General features: G+C 67.1%; 22 protein-coding genes. 11 read left to right on the plus strand and 11 right to left on the minus strand.

Annotated features, from left to right (window positions below):
- Nucleotides 1–183: 183 nt before the first annotated feature.
- From N8I71_RS01280 to N8I71_RS01330, 11 genes are all read right to left on the minus strand, one after another.
- Entirely contained in the window at nucleotides 184–1,359 is a 1,176-nt protein-coding gene (locus tag N8I71_RS01280; RefSeq protein WP_262876111.1) for an acetyl-CoA C-acyltransferase, read from the minus strand.
- Nucleotides 1,360–1,373: 14 nt separating this feature from the next.
- Nucleotides 1,374–2,669: an ArgE/DapE family deacylase gene (locus N8I71_RS01285; RefSeq protein ID WP_262876112.1), complete on the minus strand. Its 1,296-nt coding sequence runs from the start codon at nucleotides 2,667–2,669 to the stop codon at nucleotides 1,374–1,376.
- A 5-nt stretch (nucleotides 2,670–2,674) separates the two neighbouring features.
- The gene (locus N8I71_RS01290; RefSeq protein WP_262876113.1) at nucleotides 2,675–3,307 is read right to left on the minus strand and encodes a CoA-transferase subunit beta; all 633 of its coding nucleotides are present in this window, start codon (nucleotides 3,305–3,307) and stop codon (nucleotides 2,675–2,677) included.
- A 7-nt stretch (nucleotides 3,308–3,314) separates the two neighbouring features.
- Nucleotides 3,315–4,007 (minus strand): CoA transferase subunit A, encoded by a 693-nt coding sequence (locus N8I71_RS01295; protein ID WP_262876114.1) that lies wholly within the window; start codon nucleotides 4,005–4,007, stop codon nucleotides 3,315–3,317.
- A complete protein-coding gene (locus N8I71_RS01300; protein WP_262876115.1) occupies nucleotides 4,004–4,504 on the minus strand; it encodes a GNAT family N-acetyltransferase in 501 nt (166 codons plus the stop codon). Before N8I71_RS01300 ends, N8I71_RS01295 begins: the two co-directional genes overlap by 4 nt.
- Nucleotides 4,501–5,835 carry an aminotransferase family protein gene (locus N8I71_RS01305; protein ID WP_262876116.1) on the minus strand — a complete coding sequence of 445 codons (1,335 nt, stop codon included), beginning with the start codon at nucleotides 5,833–5,835 and terminating at the stop codon, nucleotides 4,501–4,503. Before N8I71_RS01305 ends, N8I71_RS01300 begins: the two co-directional genes overlap by 4 nt.
- A 6-nt stretch (nucleotides 5,836–5,841) precedes the next feature.
- Nucleotides 5,842–6,615, minus strand: coding sequence for an amino acid ABC transporter ATP-binding protein (locus N8I71_RS01310; RefSeq protein WP_316249076.1), 774 nt, complete (start codon nucleotides 6,613–6,615; stop codon nucleotides 5,842–5,844).
- A gap of 20 nt (nucleotides 6,616–6,635) precedes the next feature.
- On the minus strand, nucleotides 6,636–7,292 hold the full coding sequence (locus tag N8I71_RS01315) for an amino acid ABC transporter permease (RefSeq protein ID WP_262876117.1): 657 nt from the start codon (nucleotides 7,290–7,292) through the stop codon (nucleotides 6,636–6,638).
- Between the two features lie 25 nt (nucleotides 7,293–7,317).
- A complete protein-coding gene (locus tag N8I71_RS01320) occupies nucleotides 7,318–7,965 on the minus strand; it encodes an amino acid ABC transporter permease (protein WP_262876118.1) in 648 nt (215 codons plus the stop codon).
- 15 nt (nucleotides 7,966–7,980) lie between these two features.
- Complete coding sequence (locus N8I71_RS01325; protein WP_262876119.1) at nucleotides 7,981–8,772, minus strand: creatininase family protein; 792 nt, start codon at nucleotides 8,770–8,772, stop codon at nucleotides 7,981–7,983.
- Nucleotides 8,773–8,838: 66 nt separating this feature from the next.
- Nucleotides 8,839–9,603 (minus strand): transporter substrate-binding domain-containing protein, encoded by a 765-nt coding sequence (locus tag N8I71_RS01330; protein WP_262876120.1) that lies wholly within the window; start codon nucleotides 9,601–9,603, stop codon nucleotides 8,839–8,841.
- Nucleotides 9,604–9,757: 154 nt separating this feature from the next.
- On the opposite strand from N8I71_RS01330, the gene N8I71_RS01335 reads away from it, so the two are divergent.
- The 11 genes from N8I71_RS01335 (at nucleotide 9,758) to N8I71_RS01385 (ending at nucleotide 18,404) form a co-directional block, all read left to right on the plus strand.
- Nucleotides 9,758–10,726 (plus strand): LysR family transcriptional regulator, encoded by a 969-nt coding sequence (locus N8I71_RS01335; protein WP_262876121.1) that lies wholly within the window; start codon nucleotides 9,758–9,760, stop codon nucleotides 10,724–10,726.
- Nucleotides 10,727–11,061: 335 nt separating this feature from the next.
- A complete protein-coding gene (locus N8I71_RS01340; protein ID WP_262876122.1) occupies nucleotides 11,062–11,937 on the plus strand; it encodes a universal stress protein in 876 nt (291 codons plus the stop codon).
- Between the two features lie 4 nt (nucleotides 11,938–11,941).
- Nucleotides 11,942–13,384, plus strand: a complete 1,443-nt coding sequence (atpD, locus tag N8I71_RS01345; protein WP_262876123.1) for a F0F1 ATP synthase subunit beta — start codon at nucleotides 11,942–11,944, stop codon at nucleotides 13,382–13,384.
- 8 nt (nucleotides 13,385–13,392) lie between these two features.
- A complete protein-coding gene (locus N8I71_RS01350; protein WP_262876124.1) occupies nucleotides 13,393–13,833 on the plus strand; it encodes a F0F1 ATP synthase subunit epsilon in 441 nt (146 codons plus the stop codon).
- The gene (locus N8I71_RS01355) at nucleotides 13,830–14,117 is read left to right on the plus strand and encodes an AtpZ/AtpI family protein (protein ID WP_262876125.1); all 288 of its coding nucleotides are present in this window, start codon (nucleotides 13,830–13,832) and stop codon (nucleotides 14,115–14,117) included. The genes N8I71_RS01350 and N8I71_RS01355 overlap by 4 nt, the downstream gene beginning before the upstream one ends.
- The gene (locus N8I71_RS01360) at nucleotides 14,114–14,386 is read left to right on the plus strand and encodes an N-ATPase subunit AtpR (RefSeq protein ID WP_262876126.1); all 273 of its coding nucleotides are present in this window, start codon (nucleotides 14,114–14,116) and stop codon (nucleotides 14,384–14,386) included. The genes N8I71_RS01355 and N8I71_RS01360 overlap by 4 nt, the downstream gene beginning before the upstream one ends.
- 2 nt (nucleotides 14,387–14,388) lie before the next feature.
- Nucleotides 14,389–15,054, plus strand: a complete 666-nt coding sequence (atpB, locus tag N8I71_RS01365) for a F0F1 ATP synthase subunit A (RefSeq protein WP_262876127.1) — start codon at nucleotides 14,389–14,391, stop codon at nucleotides 15,052–15,054.
- Nucleotides 15,055–15,067: 13 nt separating this feature from the next.
- The gene (locus N8I71_RS01370; RefSeq protein WP_262876128.1) at nucleotides 15,068–15,316 is read left to right on the plus strand and encodes a F0F1 ATP synthase subunit C; all 249 of its coding nucleotides are present in this window, start codon (nucleotides 15,068–15,070) and stop codon (nucleotides 15,314–15,316) included.
- A 4-nt stretch (nucleotides 15,317–15,320) separates the two neighbouring features.
- Nucleotides 15,321–16,061 (plus strand): F0F1 ATP synthase subunit delta, encoded by a 741-nt coding sequence (locus tag N8I71_RS01375; protein ID WP_262876129.1) that lies wholly within the window; start codon nucleotides 15,321–15,323, stop codon nucleotides 16,059–16,061.
- On the plus strand, nucleotides 16,051–17,577 hold the full coding sequence (locus tag N8I71_RS01380) for a F0F1 ATP synthase subunit alpha (protein WP_262876130.1): 1,527 nt from the start codon (nucleotides 16,051–16,053) through the stop codon (nucleotides 17,575–17,577). Before N8I71_RS01375 ends, N8I71_RS01380 begins: the two co-directional genes overlap by 11 nt.
- Nucleotides 17,577–18,404: a F0F1 ATP synthase subunit gamma gene (locus N8I71_RS01385; protein ID WP_262876131.1), complete on the plus strand. Its 828-nt coding sequence runs from the start codon at nucleotides 17,577–17,579 to the stop codon at nucleotides 18,402–18,404. The genes N8I71_RS01380 and N8I71_RS01385 overlap by 1 nt, the downstream gene beginning before the upstream one ends.
- The last annotated feature ends 6 nt before the right edge of the window (nucleotides 18,405–18,410 follow it).

An 18,410-nucleotide genomic window follows, 5' to 3' on the forward strand; every position in this document is an offset into this window, starting at 1 on the left:
CACCGCGCAGCCTGACCCCTCTGGTCAGCTCCTCACGGAACCTGCCGAAGGATGCAAAGAGCGCCTTCATCATCCCGGCCTGAAGCAGAGAATGGACGGCCTCGAGCCGCGGAGGGCAAGCGTCGCAAACACCCTGTGCAAATCGAAATGTCCGGGCGACATCCGAGTCTCGGGGGCGGTCGTTCAGAAGACCTCGAACAGCCCGCAGGCTCCTTGCCCTCCGCCCACGCACATTCCGACAACGCCCAGTTTCGCGCCGCGCCGGCGGCCTTCTAGCAGAAGATGCCCCGCCATCCGGGCCCCCGACATTCCGTAGGGATGGCCAATGGAGATCGCGCCGCCATTGACGTTGAGCCGGTTGTCGGGAATGCGCAGGGCATCGCGACAGGGCACGAGTTGCGCGGCGAAGGCCTCGTTGATCTCCCACAGGTCGATATCGTCGACCTTGAGCCCGTGGCGCGCGAGAAGCCTGGGGATCGCCGCGACCGGGCCTAGTCCCATCTCCTCCGGGGCGATGCCCGCAACGGCGAAGCCGCGGAGGCGTCCGAGCGGAGCCAGACCCCGGCGCGCGGCGGTCCCGGCCTCCATCACCACGAGTGCGGCGGCCCCGTCCGAAAGTTGCGAGGCGTTGCCGGCCGTGACCGTCTTGCCCTCGCCAAGCACCGGGGAAAGGCCCGCGAGACCCTCCGGCGTCGTTCCCGGTCGGTTGCATTCATCGGCTTCGATGCGCACCGGCTCCAGACGTGTCTCGCCGCTGGCCTTGTCGGTGACTGCGCGCAGGCACTCAACGGGCACGATTTCCTCGTCGAACCGCCCGGCGTGCTGCGCCGCCGCGGTCCGCGCCTGGCTCTGGAGTGCGTAGTGATCCTGGATCTCTCGCGGGACGCCGTGGCGCTCAGCCACGATCTCGGCGGTTTCGATCATCGAAAGGTAATAGGCGTCCGCGACGGACGGATCCCGGTAGCGATGGCCATTCCAATGGGCGTTCTGCACCAGCGAGATGGACTCGATCCCCCCGGCCAGCGCGACATCGACCCCTTCACTGCGCACCATATGGCTGGCCATGGCCAGCGCATTGAGGCCCGATGCGCATTGCCTGTCCACCGTCGCTGCCGCGACACTCACCGGCAGCCCGGCCGCCAGGGCGATGTGCCGGGCCACGTTCACGCCGGAGGAGCCCTGCGTCAGGGCGGAGCCGAAGACGACCTCCTCGATCTCGGGGCCGTCGAGACCGGCCCGCGCGACTGCGGCCCGGACCGCCGCCGCCCCCAGCGAGGGGCATTCGAGATTGTTGAACGCGCCGCGATAGGCCTTGCCGATCGGGGTGCGGGCGGTTGAGACGATGACCGCGTCACGCATGGTCTGCTCCCTTGTCAGATGGCTTCGAGACCGCACCAATCGGCGATGAAAAGCGCCGTGGCCTGCGTCACGCGCCGCATGCTCTCGAGTGACACGCGCTCATTGAAACCGTGGATCGCCTCGGCCTCGGGACCGTAGACGAGGGCCGGCGTATCGGCGTAGAGGCCGAAGAAACGCGCATCCGTGGTGGCGGTGATCGACAGGTGGTCGAGCGTCGCGCCGGTCACCGTTCGGTGCGCCGTGTCGAGCGCCTCAATGGCCGCGCGGGCGGCAGGGCCGTCATCCTCCGCCAGCGCGTATCCCTCGGCCTCGAAGCCGTGATAGACGATCTCGGGCAGGCTGTTGCGCAGGAAATCGTTCTGCCGCGCGGCCTCGACCAGCGTATCCTCGATCTCGGCCTTGGCCCCGGCGATATCCTGGCCGGGGAACAGGCCCATGCGCACGTCGAACACGCACCAGGCGGGGACCGAACTGGTCCAGTCGCCGCCTTCGATCCGGCCGATGTTGAGGTTCAGCGGATGGGGAACATGGGCATAGGCCGGGTGGCGGCGATCCTCGGCGTTCCAGCGCGCCTCAAGCCCATGCAGGGCCTCGATCAGGGGAATGGCCGCCTCGATCGCGTTCGCGCCCGACCCGGCATAGGCCACATGCGTCGGCAATCCCCGCAGGTGTACGCGGAACCACAGTACGCCGACCTGCGCCGTGACAAGGCATTCGTGAAAAGGCTCGGGGATCAGCGCCGCATCGGCCCGGTAGCCCCGCGCGAGGCAGGCGAGCGCGCCGTTGCCGGTGCATTCCTCCTCCACCACCGACTGGACGAAGACATCGGCCGCCGGCGCCATCCCGCAGGCGCGCAGGGCGTCGAGCGCAAAAAGGTTCCCGGCGAGCCCCGCCTTCATGTCGCCCGCGCCGCGCCCGTACATCCAGCCATCGTCGATCCGCGGCGCGAAGGGCGGGCTGTCCCACATGTCGTGCGGGCCTTCCGGAACCACGTCGACATGGCCGTTGAGGATCAGGGATCGTCCCTTGCGGGTGGTGCTGCGGTGGGTTCCGACCACGTTGATCGCATCGTCATAGGGTCCCAGCACGGGCGAGAAACCGGGCAGGCCGCGGATCTCGTCGAGGTCGATCTGCCAGCGGTCCACCACAAGCCCGCGCGCGGCGATCTCGGCGGCCATGAAGTCCTGCGCAGACTGTTCACGTCCCCGGGTCGAGGCGTGCGATGTGAGTTCCGCAAGAAAGCCGGTTTGCGCGTCGAACGCCGCGTCGACGGCGCGGAGGATCCTCGTTGCGGTCTCGCCGTCCGTCATTGCCCTCAGAACCTCGCGATATCGGCGTCGGGGCAGGCAAGTGGCGCGGCGGTCGCCTCCGTCACCTCGGACAGGCTGACGCCTTCGGCCAGTTCGCGCAGGACGAACCCGCCGGGACCCACGTCGATCACCGCCATGTCCGTGAAGACCCGGGCCACGCATCCGCGCGCGGTGAGCGGCAGGCTGCAGGCGGCCTTGAGCTTGGGATTGCCCGCGCGGTCGGTATGGCTGGTCAGGACGACGACCCGCCGCGCCTTCTGCGCCAGCTCGATGCCGCCGCCTGCGCCCGGCGAGAAGCGGCCCGGGATCTTCCAGTTCGCGAGGTCCCCGGTCGCGGCCACTTCGAAGGCGCCCAGCATCGTCAGGTCGAGCCGTCCCGACCGCACCAGCGCGAAGCTGACCGCGCTGTCGAAGAAGGCCGAGCCGGGAACGGTCGAGACATAGGCGCCGCCCGCATCGATCAGGTTGCGGTCGGCGGCGCCCGGTTGCAGCGTCGGGCCGATCCCCGAAAGGCCGTTCTCGGTATGCAGGCAGACCGGGAAATCGGCGGGCAGATGGTCGACCACTTGCGTCGGCAACCCGATCCCGAGATTGACGACCATGCCCGGCACGATCTCGCGCGCGGCGCGGGCGACCATCCTTTTCCTAGCGTCTGACAACGGCATATTCCTCGCTGAGCGCGGCCAGACCCACGACATGATCCACAAACGGGCCGGGAGTGTGCACGGCGTCGGGGGTCAGCCCGCCAAGGGGCAGGACCGTCTCCGCCTCGGCGATGACAAGGTCGGCGGCCATCGCCATCAACGGGTTGAAGTTCCGCGCGGTCGCGACGTAGGCGAGATTTCCGAACACGTCCGACCGGTCGGCATGGATGAGGGCGACATCGGCCCGAAGCGCGGTCTCGACCAGTTTCGTCTTGCCCCCGATCTCGATCTGCTGCTTGCCCTGCGCCAGTTCCGTGTCGAGGCCGATATCCGTGAGGATCGCCGCCAGTCCCGCGCCGCCGGCCCGCACCCGCTCGGCCAGGATCCCCTGGGCATTGAACTCGACCTCCACCTCTTCCGCGTTCAGCATCGCGATGGCGCGGGGGTTGAGGCCGATATGGGTCGTGATCAGCCGCGCCACCTGCCCATTGGCCAGCAGGTGGTCGATGCCGAGACCGCGCTCGTTGGCGTCGTTCTTGATGACGGTGAGGCCGCGCTGGCCCTGCCGCACCAGCTCCCGGATCAGTGTGAAGGGCGTGCCGGGAACCCCGAAGCCGCCGACCATGACCGTGGCACCGTCCGGGATCCGGGCGATCGCCTCCTCGATGGGGCAGGTCTTGTCGGGCAGTTTCACGGGATGAACCTCCGCGGATCGGCCAGCGCCGCGAAACCCGGTCCATCGAGGACCATCGCCCTCTCGTCCGGGACCTCCCCGAAGCCGAGACCGGCGTAGAACCTGTTGGCGGCGGCGTTGTGGGCATGAACCGAGAGCGCCATGTAGGCCGCATTCCAGTCCCGGGCCGCGACCTCGGCGACCTCTGCCAGAAGCGCTGCGCCAAGGCCCTGGCCCCGCACTTCCGGCGCGGTCCACAGGTCCTGGACGTAGACACCCGGCAGGGCGCGCATGGTCGAGAAATGCGGAAAGCTGAGCGCGAAGCCCACCGGCGTTTCGGCCTCGGCGATGAAGGTCGCGAACAGGGGCCGCTCCCCATGCCCATAGGTCGCGATCGTCGCCTCGGTGCTGGCGAAGCGCCCGGCATAGCCAAGCTCGTCCGCCAGCGCGGCGAGCATCCTCGCCACCGCCCCGGCATCCCCGGGCACCGCCGCGCGGATACGGACCCCGTCCGTCATGCCGGCACCGCCAGCCCCGCCTCTTGCGCGAAGGCGTCGAGCGCGGCGACGAGGATCTCCATCATCTCGTCGATCTGCGCCTCGGTGATGATGAGCGGCGGGGCGACGATGAAATGGTCCCCCTCGTAGCCGCCACGGGTTCGGCGCGAATACAGGATCAGACCCCGCTCATAAGCCAGTTCCACGAGGCGGGAATGGGCATTGAGCGCCTTGGGCAGGGGCGCCTTGCTTTCGCGATCGGCCATCATCTCGAAGGCGAGGAGCAGGCCCTTGCCCCGGACGTCGCCGATGAACTCGAAGCGATCCATGAGTGCGGTCAGCCGCGCCTTCAGGATGTCCCCCATCCGAGCGGCGTTGCCCACCAGGTCCAGCCGCTCGATCTCGAGGAGGACGGCAAGCCCTGCGGCACAGGACAGCGGGTTGCCGGCGGAGGTGAAGCCGTGCAGGAACCCGCCCGCGTCCAGCACCGCCTCCACCATGTCGCCGCGGGCCACCATCGCGCCGAGCGGCGCGTAGCCCCCGCCGAACCCCTTGGACAGGGCCACGAGGTCGGGCGTGATGCCCCAGTGCTCCGCGGCGAGAAAGCGGCCGGTGCGCCCGGCGCCGGTCATCACCTCGTCGTAGATGAGCAGGATGCCGAACTCGTCGCAGATCTCCCGGACGCGCCCGTAATAGCTGTCGGGCGCCACCAGCGCGCCGGTCGAGGCGCCGCCGACGGGCTCCATGATGAAGGCCAGAACCGTCTCGGGCCCCTGCGCGAGGATCTCGTCCCGCAGAAGCTCGGCGTATTTCAGGCCGCGCTGTTCGTCGCTCAGGTTGTCGCGGTCGAGATAGGCGGTGGGCGCGGCGATCTTCGGCATCCCGCGCATCATCGGGTCGAAGGGGCGCGTCAGCGGATCGTATCCGGTCAACGCAAGCGCGCCCAGCGTGCAGCCGTGATACGACGGGAAGCGCGAGATCACCTTCCAGCGGCTCTCCTGTCCCTGCGTCACCGCGTATTGCCGCGCGAGCTTGATGGCGCTTTCCACGGCCTCGGAGCCGCCCGAGACGAAGAACACCCGGTCGAGGCCTGGCGGCATGAGCGACGCCGTTTTCGCCGCCAGGTCCTCGGACGGCGCGGTGCGGAAATGAAGCCGGTAGCCGAAGGTGGATTTCTCCATCTGCGCGCGCATCGCGGCCAGGACGTTCGGGTTCGAGTGGCCGATGTTGGACACCATCGCCCCGGACGAGCCGTCGATGTAGCGCCTGCCTTCGGTGTCGTACATGTAGATGCCTTCGGCCCGGTCGAGGAACGGACGGAGCTGGCGCGACTGGTAGAAAAGGTTCGACATCGGGGCCTACCTGTTGGCGTTTGCCAGGTGTTTTCGCAGGAAGTTCTGCGTGCGTTCGTTGTCGGGGTTGCGAAAGATCTTCGAGGGCGGCCCTTCCTCCACGACGACCCCCTTGTCCATGAATATGACGCGGTCGCAAACCGTTTCGGCGAAACCCATCTCGTGGGTGACGATGATCATCGTCATGTGCTCCTCGGCGAGTTTCTTCATCACGAGGTTCACTTCCTCGACAAGCTCGGGGTCGAGCGCCGAGGTCGCCTCGTCGAAAAGCATGACCTTGGGCTTCATGGCGAGCGCGCGGGCGATGGCGACGCGCTGTTTCTGCCCGCCCGACAGCCGCGAGGGGTAGTAGTCGATCCGGTCGAGAAGCCCGACCTTGTCCAGCTGTTCCCGCGCGAGCGCCTCCGCCGCGTCGTCCGACAGCCCCTTCAGGAGCTTCGGCGCCAACGTCACGTTCTCGCGGACCGAGAGGTGGGGGAAGAGGTTGAAGTGCTGGAACACCATGCCGATGTCCTGCCGCACCTGGTTTATGTGCTTTTCGTACTGCCGGTGCGGCAGCTTCTTGTTGATCTGGGTGTCTTCCAGCCACACCTCGCCGCCGGTCAGCGGATCGAGGTCGTTGATCGCGCGCAGAAGCGTGCTCTTGCCCGACCCCGAGGGGCCGATGATCGCCACGATCTCGCCCCTCGCGACCTGGAGGCTGATGTCCTTCAGAACCTCGAGCGTGCCATAGCTTTTCTGCGCGTTCCGGATATTGACGAAGGGTTTCGGCTCGGTCACGGGATGCGGTCCTCCTGGTATCAGCGGGCGGCCGCGATGCGGCGCTCGATCCGGCGCTGCACGGCTTCCATGCCGAGGTTGATGACGTAGTAGACCACGGCGGCGAGAAGGTAGAACTCGAACGGACGGTAGGTGCGGCCGATCGCGAGCTGCGCCGACAGCGTCAGCTCCGACACCCCGATGACGGAGACCAGCGCGGAATCCTTCAGAAGTGCGATCATGTTGTTGCCGATGGGCGGGATCACGTCACGCACCGCCTGCGGGACCACCACCTTGCGCAGCGCCTGCCCCCGGCTGAGGCCAAGTGTGCGCGCCGCCTCCATCTGGCCGCGGTCGACGGCAAGAATGCTCGTCTGGATCAGCTCGGAATTGTAAACCGCGAAATGCAGGCCCAGGCCCACCACGCCGGCCACGAATGCCGGGAGGTCGATACCGATCTGCACAAGGCCGAAATAGATCAGGAACAGCTGGAGCAGAAGCGGCGTGCCCATGAAGAGCCATGCAAAAAGCCGGAACGGCAGGCGCACGACAAGGGGCGCGTAAAGCGCGATAACCGCAAGGATGATCCCGCCGACGAAGCTGAGAAGGGCGGCCGCGACCGTGATTGCGATCGTCCAGACCGCACCGAGCAGCACCACGTCGAGGTAGGCGGGGATCACGCTGAAATCGAGGTTCATGTGGGCAGATCCATCCTCAGGGTCGTCAGACGATCCGGGCCTTGCGGTCCAGCCAGGTGATGCCGCGTCCCGTGGCGTAGATGATGATCATGTAAAGGGCGCCCGAAATCATGAACATCTCGAAGGGTTTGTAGGTCGATCCGATGAACCGTTGCGCGGTGTAGGTCAGCTCGACGACCGAGATCGCCGCGACCAGCGCGGTCCCCTTGATCAGCGCGTTGATGTTGACGCCGAGGGGCCGGATCATCAGCCGCGCGGCCTGGGGCAGGATAACGTAACGCATGGTCTGGAAGCGGCTGAGACCGACGGTGCGCGCGGCCTCGGTCTGGCCCTTGTCGATGGCGATGATCGCGCCCCGAATGGTCTCGGTCATGTAGGCCCCGATATTGACCCCCAGCCCGATGACACCGGCGGTGAACGCGTCGAGATGAAGGCCGAACTGCGGCCCCCCGAAATAGAGGATGAAGAGCTGAATCAGCGCGGGCGTGCCACGGAACACGCTGACATAGACCGCGCCGATCATGCGGAAGACGCGGAGCCGCGACAGCCGCGCCATTGCGCCCAGCGTCCCGCACGCCAGACCCAGCAGCGTGGTCAGAACCGACAGCTGCACGGTGACCCAGGCCGCTTCGATGAAGAAGGGATAGACCCGGAGGATAAGGTCGAAATCCATGCGCCGATCGCCCTCTCAGTGATGGTCCTTGCGCGCCAGGATCGGCAGCGCCCGGATCTCGCGGACAAGCGCCGTGGTTTCCTCTATGGCCGCGCGCAGGAATTCCCGCCCGGTCTCGGGATCGGCGACGGTCGGGTCGCCCATGGTGCCGTCGGGCGAAACCTCGGACCACCAGCGCATCAGCATGGCCTTGCCGCCGCCCTTGGCGAGATCGAGGTTGAAGAAACGGCTGTCGGGATTGTGCAGGTTCTGGGTCGCGGCCCTTGAGAGGTCGACATGCTCGGGATGCAGGTGGGCATACATCGCCGCCTCGAACTCGCCGGCATGCGCAATGCCGCCGATCTCGGACTTCCTGTGCTCGTTTATCCGGTCGGCGCAGAGGTTCCAGTAGGACGCCGAAACACAGATCACCCCCGTCTCGATCACCGTCTTGCGCGCGGCGAGGTCGAGCACCGGGTGGTTCGAGCCATGCGAGTTCAGAAGCAGCATCCGCCGGAACCCGTGATGCGCCAACGACTTCGTGACATCGGTGACGAAGGCGATGAGCGTCTCGGGCTGAATCCAGATCACGCCCGGAAAATCCTTGTGATGCTCGTTGAATCCATAGGGGATCGGCGGCATCACGAAGACCTCGTCCGGCGCGGCCTCGGCCACGCCATTGGCCACAGCCATGCCCAGCACCGTGTCGGTGTCGAGAGGCATGTGCGGCCCGTGATCCTCGGTCGCGGAGACGTTGAGGATCACGACCCGGTCCTTGTCGGCGTCGCGCACGTCTTCCCAGGTCAGTTTGCCGTAATGAGGGGTCATCGGGCCGCCATGTCAGCAGAGGAAAAGGCCCGCCGCGCGTTTGCGGCGGGCCATATGAAGGCGGGATCAGCGGATGTCGCCGCCGACCCATTCCTCGGCGATTTCCAGGTAGGTACCGTCCTCCATCATGGCGTCGAGCGCGGCCTGCATCTCGGCGGCGAGCATCGGATTGCCCTCGCGGATGGCGATGCCTGCCCCGATCACGTCCGTCTCGAGGTCGTCCAGCATGACGTAGTCGATGTCCCGCTCGCCCATGGCGAGGATCGCCGCGATCGAGTCGTTCACGATGGCATCGACCCTACCGTTCTGCAGTTCGAGGATCAGTTCCGGAAGCCCACGATAGGTGCGGATGTTGTAGCCCTGCTCGCGCGCCCACTCCTCGTGCGTCTCGCCCAGCGTCACGCCCAGCGTCACGTCGTCGTTGATCTGGCTCACGCTCGTGATCCCGGAATCGGGCAGCGTGAAGATGGCGCGCTTCGTGGTGTAGTAGGGGCCGACGAAGTCGAGAACCTCGTCACGCTCGGGCGTGATCGACATGGACCCCACGATGGCGTCGTAACGGTTGGTCAGAAGGCCCGCGATGATCCCGTCCCACGCGGTGGTGACGATCTCGACCTCAAGTCCCATGCGCCGGGCGATCTCGGTCCCGATGGCCGGGTCGAAGCCCACCACCTGGTTCTGGTCGTTGACGAAGTTGAAGGGCGGGTAGGCCCCGCTCATCGCAATGCGGATCACACCCGCCTCGCGGATGGTGTCGAGTTCCTCGGCAACGGCCGTCGAGGCCACGCCAAGGCTCATCCCCGCGATCCCCATCGCCATTGCGGTTTTCATGAAAGTCCGTCGCATCGTCATCTGCATCTCCCCGCTGGAAACGTCGGCATGATGAGGCCTGACGCGCCCGACCGGGTCACGCCGCCTCGCCCGGAGAAAGAGCTTGCACAGGCGCCACCATCCGACAAATAAATAATGCCAATTTCGATTATAGATGGGATTTATGATGCGGCCCTACGAGCAACGCTTCCCATGGACCCTCGACTGGAACCTCCTGCGCACCTTCATGGTGATCGTCCAGCAAGGCGGTGTCACCAAGGCCGCCACGGTCCTGGGCCTCAAGCAGCCCACGATTTCCAGCGCGCTGAAGCGGCTGGAAGAGAGTGTCGGCTATCGCCTGATCGTTCGGAACCCGAACAGTTTCCGCGTTACGCGGGCGGGTCGGGCGCTTTACCAGGAGTGCACCGCGGTCTTCGGCTCGATCTCGCAGATCCCCTCGCTTCTCGAGGCCGGCGAGGCGGAACTCACCGGCCACGTCAGTATCGTGGCGACCAGCCATGTCGTCTCTCCCCACGTCGACGCCGTGCTGGCCACCTTCGCGCAGGATTACCCCAAGGTGACGTTTTCGGTGGTCGTGGCCGACAGTGCAGAGGTCGTGGCGCTGATCGAGCAGAACCGTGCAAGCTTCGGCATCTGCCTGCTTGGATCGATGCCGAGGACGCTCGACGCACGCGTGCTCTTCCGCGAGCATTTCGCGCTCTATTGCGGAAAGCGTAACCGGCTGTTCGGCAAGGACGTCGTCACACTCGACGACATGCGCGGCGAGGGGTCGGTATCGTTCCAGACCGAGCAGGAGGGAGGGCCGCTGGATAGCGTCCGGAAGCTGCGCGAGCGCGCGCACCTGGCGCCGGGCCCGCGCGGCATATCGGCCAACCTTCCGGAGGTCCGGCGCATGATCATAGCCAATATCGGCATCGGCGCCCTTCCCGTCCATGTCGCTGAACGCGATGTGACCCTGGGCCTTCTCCGCCGGGTTCCGACGAAGGGGTCGGCCGCGGTGATCGATATCTTCCTGCTGTCCAATCCGCGGCGCAAGCCGACGGCGGCCGAGGGCGTGCTGCTCGAGCGGTTCCACTCCATGATTGAAGACACGCCGATCACCGATCGCACCTACGGAGAGTGAGCGGCGGCGCGACAATCCGCGGGCGGATGCGCAGGCCCCATCGAAAACGGAATCCCGTTGGCTTGCGTGGCGGAAAGCGCGCCGTGGGTATTTCACCGCTCTGCACGCTTTTCCGGACGCCGCAGGCAGACGGAGCCCAATGGCCTGAATTGCAGGTGGAAAATGGCCCGGCGGACAGCTGCAACGGCGTCGAGAAAAGCCCCCAGACTTGTGAGATTGACGAAGATCAAGGTTGGCCGCGTCCTTGGGCCTAATGTCTCACCAAGTTGAAAATGGAAGGGGAGCTGCGTGCGTATCGGTAGCCGCACCGTCGCGATCACACCGGTCTCTGCGCGATGACGACCCGCGCCATCCTGATGCCGGTGGTCGGCGATGGGCAGGGTCCGGCCGAGTTGTCGGTCGGGGTCGCCCTTGCCCGGGCGTTCTCGGCGCATCTGGAGGCGGTGTTCATCCGACCCGACCCGGAGGCGGCGTTTGAATATGCGGGGTTCGGCGCGACAGACCGGGATGCGCTGGAGCGTCAGATGCGCCAGCGCATCGACACGACCGGTCGGGCGGACGCCCAGCGCCACCGCCGCCGCTTCGGCACGCTCTGCCGGAAGGCCGGTGTTCCGAAGGCCCATCGGCCAAATCCCGAACCTGCCGCATCGGCAGACTGGAGGACATTGAAGGGCGAGCCGATCGACATCCTGCCGACCGCCGCTCGCCGCGGAGATCTCACACTCTTCACCGCGTCATCCGCGCGCTACACCCCGCTGTTCGAAAACCTGTTGGAGGTGACGCTTCTGCGATCGGGGCGCCCCGTGCTCTATGTGCCCGAAGGCGCCACGGTCGCGCGGTTCCGGCGGCCGCTCGTGGCCTGGGACGGCCTGAGCGGCGCGGCGCGGGCCGTCTCGGCCCTGATTGGGCTGGCGGACGTGGACGCGGGCGCGACCGTTCTCCACGTCACCGAAGAGACCTCCGGCGAGACGCCCGACATGGCCGACGTGATCGCGCATGTCGGATGGCACGGCATGTCGGCGGAAGCGATGATCGAGCCGCGCGGGTTCCGGAGCGTCGGGGCCACGCTCCTCGATGTCGCAGCCGCGGGCGGCGCGGATCTCCTCGTCATGGGCGGCTATGGCCATGCGCGCTATCGCGAGGCGCTCATCGGCGGTGTCACCCGCTTCGTGCTCCGCCATGCCCGCCTGCCGGTCCTGATGGCCCACTGATCCGATGACGCAGGAGCCAGCATACCCCACCAGGAGCGAGCCCCGCCGCGGCGTGGTCTCGCAGATCTCGGGTTCGGTCGTGGATGTGCGCTTCGACGGAGAGCTGCCACGCATCAACACGGCGCTCGAGGTCGCCTGGTCCGAGCCGCGCAGGCTGACGCTCGAGGTGCAGCATCATGCCGACCGCCACACCGCGCGCTGCGTCGCCATTCAGGAAACCTCGGGGCTCGCATGCGGGACCGAGGTCGTTGACACCGGTGCCCCGATCACGATGCCCGTCGGCGACAGCGTGGTCGGCCGGCTTCTCGACGTGGTCGGCCGGCCGATCGATCATGGTGCCGCACTGGCCGCCGATGTGCCGCGCCGCCCGATCCACCACCCGTCGCCAAACCTTTCGGCGCAGCAAAACGAGCAAAAGGTCTTTCTGAGCGGCATCAAGGTGATAGACCTCCTCGCGCCGCTGGCGCAGGGCGGGAAGGCGGCGATGTTCGGCGGCGCGGGCGTCGGCAAGACGGTTCTGGTGATGGAACTCATCCGCACCATCGCCGACCGGTACAAGGGCCTGTCGGTCTTCGCGGGGGTGGGCGAACGCTCGCGCGAGGGGCACGAGCTATGGCTCGACCTGAAGAAGTCCGGCGTGATCGACCGCACGGTCCTGGTCTTCGGCCAGATGAACGAACCGCCCGGCGCGCGCTGGCGCGTGGCGCTGAGCGCTCTGACGGTCGCCGAACATTTCCGGGACGAGGCGGGCAAGGACGTTCTCTTCCTCATCGACAACGTGTTCCGCTTCGTGCAGGCGGGCTCGGAGGTCTCGGGACTTCTGGGACGCCTGCCGTCACGCGTCGGCTACCAGCCCACGCTCGCCAGCGAGATCGCCGAGCTGCAGGAGCGGATCACCTCGGTGCGGGGCGCGTCCGTGACCTCGATCCAGGCGGTCTACGTGCCGGCCGACGACTTCACCGACCCCGCCGTGGCCGAGACCTTCACCCATCTCGACAGTTCCATCGTGCTCAGCCGCGAGATGGCCTCGGAGGGCCTTTACCCGGCGGTCGATCCGCTGGCCTCCAGTTCGACGCTACAGGACCCCGCCGTGATCGGGGAGCGGCACTACGCCATCGCCGAGGAGGTTCGCCGGGTCATCGAACAATACCGCGAGTTGCAGGAGATCATATCGCTCCTCGGTCTCGAGGAGCTCAGCGCGTCGGACCGCAAGACCGTCGGCCGCGCACGCCGCATGATCCGCTTTCTCACACAGCCTTTCGCCGTGACGTCGCAATTCACCGGCCACAAGGGTGTGTCGGTCGATCTCTCGGACACGCTCGACGGTTGCGAGGCGATCCTCGGCGGCGAGACCGACGATTGGGAGGAAAGCTCCCTCTACATGGTCGGAACGCTGGAAGACGCGCGGCGCAAGGAAGAAGCGCAAACCAAGGGCGACGTGGCATGAGGCTGTTCGTGTCCACACCGACCGCGATCGTCGCCGATGTCCGGGATGTGCGCCACGTCCGGGCCGAGGACGAGACCGGCGCCTTCGGCATCATGGAGGGTCACGCCGACTTTCTGACGGTGCTGCCGGTCTCCGTCTTGACCTGGGATTGCGGCGACGCGTCGGAGGGTTTCGTCCTGGTCCGGGGCGGCATCCTGACCGTCCATGACGGCGCGCTGGTGGAGATCGCCGCCCGCGGCGCTTTCAGCCGGGACGATCTCGCCTCGCTCGGAGAAGAGGCGATCCGTGACCTCGAACGGGCCGACGAGATGGAGGACATCTCACGGATCTCCGACACGCGGCTGCACCTGGCCACGATGCGACAGATCGAGCGCGTCCTCGAAGCCGGGCGCCGCGATGGCTCCGCGCTGCCATCGCTGCAGCCGACCGGGCCGGAGGGCGAGGCATGACCGAGCCGAACCACGAGGGGCGCCGGATGATCGAGGATGCCGTCGAACGCCGGCAATCGCGTCGTGAACAATGGGAACGAGAGGGCGAACGGCCGCTGTGGAAGAACCTTTCCATGGTGGGCGCGCTGGGCTGGCTGATCGTGACGCCCACGCTGATCGGCGTTTTCGCGGGCCGCTGGCTCGACGCGTTGCTGGACACGGGCGTCACGTTCAGCGGGGCGCTGACATTTCTGGGGGCCTGTCTCGGCTTCTGGCTGGCATGGAAGAGGATGAACGAGGAATGACGACAGACACGCTCGCGCTGCTTGCGCCCTGGCTACTCGGCGGCATGGTCCTCGGGGCCGTCTACATGCACCTCATCGCCCGCACCGTCGCGGCCCTCGACCCATCCGCGTCCAATCGCGGGGCAATCGCCTGGGTGCTGCTCAGGTTCTCCATGGCCGCTGCCGTGCTGAGCCTGGCCGCGATTCAAGGTGCCGGACCGCTTCTGGCCGTTCTAGCAGGGTTCCTGCTCTCGCGGAGCATCGCCATACGCCGCGCAGGCAGGGGCTGAGCATGGAAGGAAGTCCGCTCAGTCCCGATATCCTGTTCCAGATCGGACCCGTACCGATCAGCCGGGCGGTGATGACCACCTGGGTCATTATGGCCCTGCTCGGGGCGGGTCTCGCCGCGGCCTTCCGCCTCGTGCGGAGCGGCGGCGCGCTTGCCACTGCACTCGAGATCCTCGTGACCACGCTCGCGGACCAGATCGAGGATATCCTCGGGCGCGATCCGCGACCGTTTCTTCCGCTCCTCGGCTCACTCTTCATCTTCATCGTGCTGGCCAATCTCGCCGCCGTCCTGCCCGGGGCGACGCCGCCCACAGGTCACATCGAGACGCCGGCGGCACTCGCCCTGATCGTGTTCCTCTCGGTGCACTACTTTGGCATCAGGGCGAAGGGTCTGCGCGAGTATCTGCGCCATTACCTGGAACCCAATCCGTTCCTCCTGCCTCTCAACGTCCTGTCGGAACTCACCCGGACCTTCTCGCTGATGATCCGGCTCTTCGGGAACATGATGAGCCACGAGTTCGTCATCGCGATTGTCGTGCTGCTGGCGGGGCTGTTGCTGCCGATCCCGTTCCTGCTGCTCGGCGTGCTGATCGGAATCATCCAGGCCTACATCTTCACCGTCCTCGCGACCGTCTACATCGGCGCCGCGGTCGGTGCCGTCGACACATGAGAAAGGACCATCCATGGACAATTATCTGGAGATCGTGAGCATCATCGGCGCGGTGGTTGCCGTATCCTTCGGCGCCATCATGCCCGCCTACAGCGAGGGACGTGCCGTCGCCGCCGCGATGGAGGCGATCGCGCGCCAGCCCGAGGCGGCCGGCACCCTGTCACGGACGCTCTTTGTCGGTCTGGCGATGATCGAGACGATGGCGATCTACTGCCTCGTCATCGCGCTCCTGCTGCTCTACGCAAACCCGTTCACTGGCTGAGGCCATGGAAATCGACTGGTGGACACTGGCGCTACAGACGATCAACTTCCTGGTCGTCGTCTGGCTTCTGAGCCGGTTCCTTTACCGGCCGGTCCGGCGCATGATCGAGGCCCGCGAAGCCTCGGACCGGGCCGCTGCCGAAGACGCGCAGAAAAAGGCCGATGAGGCCGACACTCTGCGCGCGGAGTATCAGCGGAAGCTCGCGGAGTTCGACGAGCAGATGCGCAACCGCGAGGCCGAATTGCACGAGGCGATGCAGCGCGAGCGCGAGCAGACGCTTGCCGACGCGCGCAAGGATGCCGAGGAACTCCGCGCCAAGGTCCGCAGCGAGATCGACGAGGCGAGGAAACGCGCGGTGGCCGATCTGCGGGAGGAGATCGCTGCACTGGCGCGAGACCTCGCGGAGAAGGCGCTGTCGGGCGCGCCCGCCGATCCGCTCGCCTGTCTTGAGGCCGAGCTTGCGCGCCGGGAGGCGACCGACCTCGAACGGATGCGGCAGGATCTCGCCACGGGCGGGACGTTGACGGTCGTGACCGTGGCGGAGCTTTCCGAAGATATCCGCGAGCGGATGCGCGGGGCGCTTACCGATGCGTTGGGCGAAAGCCCGGACCTTGCCTTCGAGACCGACCCGAACCTTCTTGGTGGCCTGCGCCTGCGCCTGCCGCATGGTGTGCTGGACGCGTCCGTCGCCGGACGCCTCGCCACGGCGGCCATGGCCATGGCGGGAGGCGAACATGACGCTTGACCGGGACGCGGCGGCCTTCATCGCACGGGCCAGGGGGCGCCTCGAAAAGGCGGATCTGCACCCGCGTCTGCGACAGGTCGGACGGGTGGAGGAGGTGGGCGACGGCGTCGCACACGTCTCCGGCCTGCCGAAGACACGTCTCGACGAACTGCTCCGCTTTGACGACGGCACTCTCGGGCTTGCCATCCGGATCGGTGAGACGGAGCTGGGCTGCATCCTTCTGTCCGAGGGCGCAGGCATCCGGGCCGGCGGCGCGGTGGAGGGCACGGGCGACATCGCGCGCGTGCCTGTGGGGCCCGGCCTTCTGGGGCGCGTCGTCTCACCGATCGGCGCCCCTCTCGACGGCGGCGCGCCCATCGAGGCGGAGCGGAACGATCCGGTGGAGCGCCCAGCGCCGGGCATCGTCGAGCGCGAACTCGTGACGGAGCCCCTCCTGACCGGCATAACCGTCATCGACGCGATGATCCCGCTGGGCCGCGGACAACGCCAGCTCATCATCGGCGACCGCAAGACGGGCAAGACCACGCTGGCGATCGACACGATCATCAACCAGCGCGACAGCGACGTGATCTGTATCTATGCCGCGATCGGCCAGAAGGCCTCGACCGTGGCACGGGTCGTGGACGCCGTCCGCAGGCATGGGGCGATGGAACGCTGCGTCTTCGTGGTGGGCTCGGCCGACGCATCGCCGGGGGCGCAATGGCTCACGCCCTACGCAGCCTGTTCCATCGCCGAGTATTTCCGGGACCGCGGGCAGCACGCGCTCCTGATCCTCGATGACCTGACCAAGCATGCCATCACCTACCGCCAGCTGTCGCTTCTCTTGCGCAATCCACCGGGGCGCGAGGCCTATCCGGGCGACGTCTTCTACCTCCACGCCCGGCTTCTGGAACGCGCCGCGAAGCTTTCGGACGCGAACGGCGGCGGCTCGCTCACCGCCTTGCCCATCGCCGAGACGCAGGCTGGCAACCTCACGGCCTTCATTCCGACGAACCTCATCTCGATCACCGACGGGCAGGTCTATCTCGAACCCAAGCTGTTCTACGAGGGCCAGAAGCCGGCCGTGAACGTGGGCATGAGCGTCAGCCGCGTCGGCGGCAAGACGCAGGCCAAGGCGATCAAGTCGCTCGCGGATTCCCTGAAACTCGACTACGCGCAGTTCCTCGAGCTCGAGGTCTTCACCCGCTTCGGATCGATGGTCGACGAGCGCACGGAGAAGAAGATCGCCCATGGCCGCCGGCTCCGGTCGATCCTCGCGCAGCCGGAATACGCGCCGCTGCCCCTGTCGCTTCAGGTCACGCTGTTGCTGGCGGTCGCGGAAGGGTGCCTCGACGATCTGCCGCTCTCCGTCATGCCGGACTTCCGCAAGCGTCTGGCCGAGCGGCTGCCGCAGGAGCTGCCGCGCGCGGCGCAGGCAATCGACGAGACCGGGGCACTTTCCGAAGAGGTGCGCGGACAGCTTCTGACGCTCATCCGGGATTGCCTTTCCGGGCTCGCGCCCGAGGCCGACGACTGATGGAACAGCTCGCCCGCATCGAGGCCAGGCTGGCAAGCCTCGGAGAACTGGGCGATCTTGTCGGCGCGCTGCGGTCCATGGCGGCCTCCCGCGTGCGGGAGGCGACGGAGGCTCTCGGCGGAACGCAGGCCTTCCGCGCCGTTGTCGAGCGCGCGATCGGCGAGATCGCCCCGGTCGTGGCATGGCCCGAGATGCGTGAGGCCCGAGACCGGCAGGAGGCCGGCCTGCTTCTCGTGATCACCTCGCAGAACGGCTTCGCCGGCGGCTTCAACGAACGGCTGGCCGATGTCGCCATGGCCGAGCGGCGGCCGGACGAGCGTCTGATCGTCGTCGGACGGCGCGGCGAGATCGCGCTGGCCGAACGCGGCATCACGCCCGATCGGGCTTACGCGATGACCTCCCGGGCCGCCGGCGTGACGCAGTTGGCCCGCCGCGTTTCCAACCGGCTTGCCGGACTGTCTTCGGCGCGCATCGTCCATGCACATCACACGGGCGGCGCGGGTTATGATCCGCAGGTGCGGCGGGTTCTTCCCCTGCCGCACAAGGATCGGGCGAAGGACGGGGACGTTCCACTCCATCACCTGCCCGCGCGGCGGCTGATGGAGGCGCTCGCCTCGGAGTTCCTGTTCGCCGAGGTGGCCGACGCCCTGATGGACAGTCTCGCCAGCGAGAACGCCGCGCGGCTCCGGACGATGGACGCCGCTTCGCGCAACATCGACGACAGGCTGGAGCGGCTGCGGCGCGACGCCCACGTAGCGCGTCAGGAGGAGATGACAGCCGACATGCTGGATGTCGTCACCGGTGCCGAGGCGATCTTCAACGGCTGATCCGGG

Source organism: Roseicyclus sediminis (assembly GCF_025515305.1).
Lineage (GTDB): Bacteria > Pseudomonadota > Alphaproteobacteria > Rhodobacterales > Rhodobacteraceae > Roseibacterium > Roseibacterium sediminis.